Raw genomic sequence first — 6,218 nt, 5'->3', positions numbered from 1 at the left:
CCACGCTCCGGCGTGGCGGGCCCCGGGCGGCAGGTCACGCCTCCGGCTCCGACACGTGGATGACCTCGCGGACCTCCATGGCCGCGTACTTGGCGTCCGGCCAGCGGGCCGCGATCTCCGTCGCCCGCTCCAGCGAGTCCACGTCCACGATGATGTGGCCCGCGAAGTGCTCCTTCGCCTCGATGAACGGCCCGTCCGTGACGGCCGGGACGCCGTCGCGGACCTTCACCGTCCTGGTCGCCGACGGGTCGGCCAGGGCCTCGCCGCGGACGAACTCGCCCGACGCGGTGAGCTCCTTCATGATGGCCTCCACCTCGGACATCAGCGCCTCGCGGTCGGCGTCGGACAGCTCGCCGACGTAGCCGGGGCGGTTGTGGATCAGCAGCATGTACTTCATCGTTCAGCTCCTTGCGGCGCGTTCCTCGTGTTGTCGTGAGGTGGTCGGAGCCGCGCCGTCGTTCTCGACATCGTCCTGCGGGGAAATTTTCTGGCGGTTGATGTAGAGATGCCAGACGCCGCTCCGACCCTCTCGCGTGACAGAAATGAAGCAGGAGACGACGGGCACGGAGAAGGCCGGGGCGCGGGAGTGGGCGGGGCTGGTGCTGCTGGCGCTGCCGACGCTGCTCGTGGCCATGGACATCACCGCGCTGTTCATCGCGTTGCCCCAGCTCACCGCCGATCTCAGGGCGAGCGGGGTCGAGCAGTTGTGGATCACGGACATCTACGGCTTCCTGGTGGCCGGGTTCGTGACGACGATGGGCACGCTCGGGGACCGGATCGGGCGGCGCAGGCTGCTGCTGATCGGCGGGGCGGCGTTCGCGGCCGCGTCGGTGCTGGCGGCGTTCGCGGGCAGTCCCGGGATGCTGATCGCGGCCAGGGCGGTCCAGGGCGTCGCGGGGGCGACGCTGATGCCCTCCACGCTGGCGTTGATCACGAACATGTTCCGCGACGGCAGGCAGCGGGGCACGGCCATCGCCATCTGGGCGACCTGCCAGTTCACCGGCGGCGCGATCGGGCCGGTGATGAGCGGGCTGCTGCAGGAGCGGTTCTGGTGGGGGGCGGTGTTCCTGCTGGCCGTTCCGGTGATGGTGCTCCTGCTGGTCGCGGGTCCTGTCGTGCTGCCCGAGTTCCGCACCGCGGACGCGGGGCGGCTGGACCCGGCCAGCGTGGCGCTGTCGCTCGTGACGGTGCTGCCGATCGTGTACGGGATCAAGAACCTGGCCGTCGCCGACTCCGGGGCCACCACGGGGCCGATCGTGGCGCTGATCGCGGGATGCGCGTTCGGCGCGCTGTTCGTCCGGCGGCAGCTACGGCTGGAGCGTCCGCTGCTGAACCTGCGGCTGTTCCGCCGGCGGTCGTTCACGCTGGTGCTGACGGCGCTCATGCTGGCCGGGGTGGCCATGGCGGGGGCGGGGATGCAGGTCACCCAATACCTGCAGACCGTCGTCGGGTTCGCCCCGGCCGAGGCGGCGCTGTGGTTCGCGCCCATGGGGCTGGCCGTCGCCGCGGGCACCATGCTCACCCCGGTGCTGGTCCGCCACGTCAGCGCCAAGCGGGCCATCGCGGGCGGCCTGGCGGTGTCCGCCGTCGGGGCGGCGCTGCTGGCCGGGGTGGAGAATGGCCAGGGCCTGGCGGTGGCCGGGGTGGCGGTCCTGGCGCTGGGCACCGGGCCGCTGTTCGCGCTGGGCACGGGGCTGGTCGTGGGGTCGGTGCCGCCGGAGCGGGCGGGGTCGGTCGCGTCGATGTCCGAGACGGCCAACTACCTGGGGGCGACGCTGGGGATGGCGGTCCTCGGCACGGTCGCCGCGGCGATCTACCGCCACGGCATGGCGGGCGCCGTCCCTGCGGGGCTCGACCGGCTGAGCATGACGCAGGCGCGCGAGACCGTCGCCGGGGCCACGGCGCTGGCGGCGAAGCTGCCCGTGCGGGAGGCGTCGGCGCTGCTGCGGGCCGGTCACGACGCGTTCCTGAGCGGGCTGCACACGGTGGGGGTGATCGGCGCCGTCCTGTTCGCCCTCCTCGCCGCCCTCATGGCGTGGGGGTTCAGGGAAGCCGGATGAGGCGTGGCCTGAGGGCTCAAGCGGGCCGGATGAGGCGTTCTGCGAATGCCGTCAGCTCCTTCCGCCGCTCGTCCAGGCCGACCGCGCCCGGGCTCACGACGACCCGGTCCACCCCCGTCGCCGCCAGCGCCTCGACCCGTTCGGCGGTCATGTCGAGCGACCCCCACCGGGTGTACTCAAGGGCGCGGCCACCGGCCCTGGCCGTCTCCCACTGGGCGGCCCGCTCGGCCTCGGACAGCATGCCGCCGGGGAACCAGCCGTCGCCGCGCAGCCCGGCCCGCCGGGCGGCGGCCGGGCTGGAGCCGCCCACGTGGATGGGCAGGTCGCCGAGCGGCTTGGGGAAGCTGCACACGTCCTCGAAGGAGAAGAATTCACCGGCGAAGCCGACCCCCTCGGGCCCGCCGCGCCAGAGCAGCCGCAGCACGTCGATCGCCTCGTCGGCGCGGCGGCCCCGGGCGGCGAAGTCCACGCCCAGCGCCCGCGCCTCGCCCGGCAGCGTGCCGAGGCCCACGGTCAGCAGCCGCATCCGTCCCCTCGACAGCAGGTCGATGGTGGCCAGGCGCTTGGCCAGCGTCACCGGGTGGTGGTACGGCAGCAGCAGCACCCCCGTCCCCAGCAGGATCCGCCGCGTGGCCCCGGCCACGAAGGTCAGGCAGTCGAGCGGGTCGGCGAACGGCAGCGACGGGTCGAGCTCGTAGGGCCCGACCGCCGCCCCCGGATAAAGAACGATGTGCTCGGGAACATACAGCGACTCGAAGCCGCAGTTCTCGGCGTGCTGGGCGAAAGCCACCAGTTCGTCAGGGTCCACCCCGTGGGCGGCTGTGCTGTACGTGATCCCGAACTTCATGACCGAACGCTAAAACCTTGTCACCAGCGTCAAGGCAAATGGGGCCTTGCCGGTCGGGGCAAGTCGGCCTTCACTGATCCCGATACCGGTGATCCAGGAGGAGCCGATGCGTGGTTTACGGGCATCCGCAGTCGTTCTGACGATCGTCCTACTCACATCCTTCACGTCCTTGGAGCCCTCCGTCCCGGCCGTCGCCGGGCTGGCCGACCCCGAGCCGGCCTCGCTGGTGACGCTGTCCGTGCCGGACCAGGCGGGCCTGGAGCGGCTGGTGGCCGCCGGAGCCGACCTGACCGAACGCGTACGGCCGCAGGCCGACGGCAGCATCCAGGTGGACGCGGTGGTCACGCCGACCCAGCTCACCGAGTACACGGGGCTCGGCGCGAGACCGGCCCCCAGCACGCCCCCGTCGAGCACCCCCAGCCAGAGGACGACGGCCGCGGCCGACCAGATCGTCATCGAGCGGGCCGTGTGGTTCAAGACCCGCGACGGGTACTTCCTGTCGGTCGAGGCCACCAGCAACGCGGGCGCGACGTCGGCGCTCACCGCGAGCTGGACGGGCAGACGCGGCACGTCAGGGCAGACCCCGATGGTCCCGTACGTGGACGCGGGCGCGTACCTGGGCCACCAGCTCAGCACCCCGGTCCCGGCGGACGCCCAGCCGCTGTGGCTCACCGTGACCTCGGCGGCGGGCGGCAAGGCGGAGGCGCGGATCAAGGAGTGGCCCGACGGTGAGCGCCCTGACCGCGCCGGACCCGGCTACCAGAAGGACTTCGTCACCCAGTACATGCCTCCGCTGCAGCTCAACGAGCGGATCAAGGCGTTGCACAAGCGCTTCCCCAGGCTGACCGACATCATCGCACTCCCGTACTCGACCAACGGTTACCGCCGCCACGCCCAGGCCCTGCTCGGCGCGCCGCCGAACGCCGTCGTGATCACCTCCAACGCGTACGGCTCGGAGGGCGGCAACGACCTGGCCGCCGAGGTGGTCACCCCGGCCACGCCCGGCAGCCCGCTCCGCGTCACCGTGAGCGGCAGGCGGATCACCGTCAGCCTGGCCACCGACGGCGCGGGCGCGGCCGTCAGCACCGTGGCCCAGGTCGTCGCGGCGATCAACGCGACACCGGGCGTCCGCGTCAAGGCCACCACCTACCGCACCGACCCGGGCGCGGGGGTCATGGCGCCCGTGGCGCTCACCCAGCTCAGCGACTTCCTCAAGGCCCCGGCCGACGTCCCCCGCGCGCCGTGGCGGGTGCTGGCCCTGCGCGTCGGCGTCCACCGCGACGGCTCGCGCACCGGAGTGCTCGCGTACGCGCAGGAACACGCCAGGGAATGGGTGCCGCCACTGGTCACGATCGAGGCGGCGGAGCGGCTGCTGCGCAACTACGACCGTGACGCGGCGACCCGCAGGCTGCTGCAGCGCACCGAGATCTTCATCGTGCCGGTCGTCAACCCCGACGGCGCGAACTACAGCTTCTACGACTTCAACTCCCAGCGTAAGAACATGACCAACCACTGCCCGGCCCAGCAGTCCGACCCGGCGCTGCGCAACACGTGGGGCGTGGACGTCAACCGCAACTACGCCGTCGGCTCGCTGACCGACGGCTACTTCGGCGCCTCGGCCAACTGCCAGAGCGGCACGTACGCGGGCCCCGCCGAGCACTCGGAGCCGGAGAGCCGCAACGTCATATGGCTGGCGCAGCGCTACCGCAACATCAGGTTCGCCATGAACGTGCACAGCTACGGCGGTTACTTCATGTGGCCTCCGGGCGCCTACAAGCTCGACGGCCGCGTCACCCTGCCCCGTCCCACCACCCAGCAGGAGGCGTACTTCCTGCGCTCGGCCCGGACGATCGAGCAGGCCATCGCCGCCGAGCGCGGCACGGTCACCTGGCCGCAGCAGACCGGGCCGGTCACCGACGTGCTCTACTCGGCGGCGGGCAACTCCGCCGACGAGCTGTGGTACGACTACGGCGTCTTCGGCTGGGACTTCGAGGTCGGCAGCGACCTGTGGAACCCCACGACCAGGGCGTGGGAGGGGGTGGGCTTCCAGCCGCCCTTCAGCGAGGGACACGACGAGGCGATGGAGTTCGCCTCCGGCCTGATCTCGCTGATCGGCGTCGCGGCCGACTACCGCGAGCGGTAACCCGCACGGCGGGTCAGCCCAGGCTCCACATCCGCATCGTCCGGTCCTCGCCGGCCCCCACGACCACGGGCCGGCCGGCGAGATCGGCCAGCGCCAGGGCCCGGATCGCGCCGCCGGGCCCTGGGCCGAGCGAGCCGATGATCTCGCCGCTGTCCAGGCTCCAGACCCGGACGATGACATCGCCGCCGGCCGGGCTGTGCGCCACGACCGCGATGGGCACCTTGCCCAGCCGTCCGGCGGCCAGGGCCGCCGCGCCCCGGTCGTCCGGGCTCTGGTCGCTGAACGTCCACTTCTTCCTGCGCTTGCCGGAGGCCAGGTCGTACACGCGCAGGGTGGCGTCCTGGTGCGTGGAGACCAGGACCGGCTTGCCCTTCACCTCACCGCAGGTCAGCAGCTCGATGCCGCCGATCTCGCCGGTGTGGAAGAAGCTGACCACCTCGCCCGTCGCGACGCGGCGCACGCGGACGCGCTCGCGGCCGTCGCCGGTGACGAGCACGTCGTGGCCGCCCAGCCGGCCGAACGCCAGCCCGCGGATGCCCTGGAAGTGCTCGGTGATCGTGGGACCGAGCTGCTTGCCGGTGGAGATGTCCCAGATCCGCACGACGCTGTAGAGGTCTCTCAGGCCGTCGTACTTCTGCGAGACGGCGACCGGCCGGTCACCAATGGAGACGGCGATCACGGGGTCGCCCGCGCGGTGCTCGGCGACGCCGCCGCCGGTCAGGCTCCACAGGCGCATCCTGCCGTCGGCGTGCCCGGAGGCCACCCGCGGGCCCTGGCCGCCGATCGCCATGGAGGTCGCCGCGCCGCCGCCGTCGCCGAGCCGCTTGAGCGGGGTGGCGGCGGCCGCGTCCCAGGCGAGCACCGCTCCCTTGTCGGTGCCGCAGGCGACGGTGGCGCCGAGGGCGGCGACGGCCGTGGCCGCGCCGCTGCCGCCGGTCAGGGTCACCGGGCCCTTGACCTCGGTGCCGAAAGGTTCGGGGGACGGGCTGGGGGTGGGGCTGGGAGTCGCCGGTGTGGTGGGGGGCGTGGACCGGGTGCCGGACACCTTGCGGCCGCCGTCCCCTTCGCCGTTCGGCTGGAGCAGGCCGCCGCCGGGCCGCAGGACGAAGGCGGCGGTCGCCACGGCGGCGGCCGCGGTGACGCCGCCGATCACCGCCCGGCGGCTGGC

5 protein-coding genes are annotated in these 6,218 nt (G+C 72.9%); 2 read left to right on the top strand and 3 right to left on the bottom strand.

The genetic code is table 11. The features are described from left to right. Positions 1-34 precede the first annotated feature (34 nt). Entirely contained in the window at positions 35-397 is a 363-nt protein-coding gene (locus KME77_RS22725; RefSeq protein ID WP_219470955.1) for a YciI family protein, read from the bottom strand. A 145-nt stretch (positions 398-542) separates the two neighbouring features. On the opposite strand from KME77_RS22725, the gene KME77_RS22720 reads away from it, so the two are divergent. Then, on the top strand, positions 543-2,060 hold the full coding sequence (locus KME77_RS22720) for an MFS transporter (RefSeq protein ID WP_219470954.1): 1,518 nt from the start codon (positions 543-545) through the stop codon (positions 2,058-2,060). 16 nt (positions 2,061-2,076) lie between these two features. Here the strand turns inward: KME77_RS22720 and KME77_RS22715 are convergent, their stop codons facing one another. Continuing rightward, positions 2,077-2,907 (bottom strand): LLM class F420-dependent oxidoreductase, encoded by an 831-nt coding sequence (locus KME77_RS22715; RefSeq protein WP_219470953.1) that lies wholly within the window; start codon positions 2,905-2,907, stop codon positions 2,077-2,079. A 169-nt stretch (positions 2,908-3,076) separates the two neighbouring features. On the opposite strand from KME77_RS22715, the gene KME77_RS22710 reads away from it, so the two are divergent. Then, on the top strand, positions 3,077-5,050 hold the full coding sequence (locus tag KME77_RS22710; protein ID WP_219470952.1) for a M14 family zinc carboxypeptidase: 1,974 nt from the start codon (positions 3,077-3,079) through the stop codon (positions 5,048-5,050). A gap of 13 nt (positions 5,051-5,063) precedes the next feature. Here KME77_RS22710 and KME77_RS22705 read toward each other — a convergent pair. Further along, positions 5,064-6,218, bottom strand: a 1,155-nt coding sequence (locus KME77_RS22705) for a WD40 repeat domain-containing protein (RefSeq protein ID WP_219470951.1), incomplete at its 5' end; no start/stop codon positions are given.

Origin of the sequence: Nonomuraea rhizosphaerae, assembly GCF_019396405.1 — a bacterium.
Classification (GTDB): Bacteria; Actinomycetota; Actinomycetes; order Streptosporangiales; family Streptosporangiaceae; genus Nonomuraea; species Nonomuraea rhizosphaerae.
This window is presented reverse-complemented; position numbering and strand designations above follow the sequence as displayed.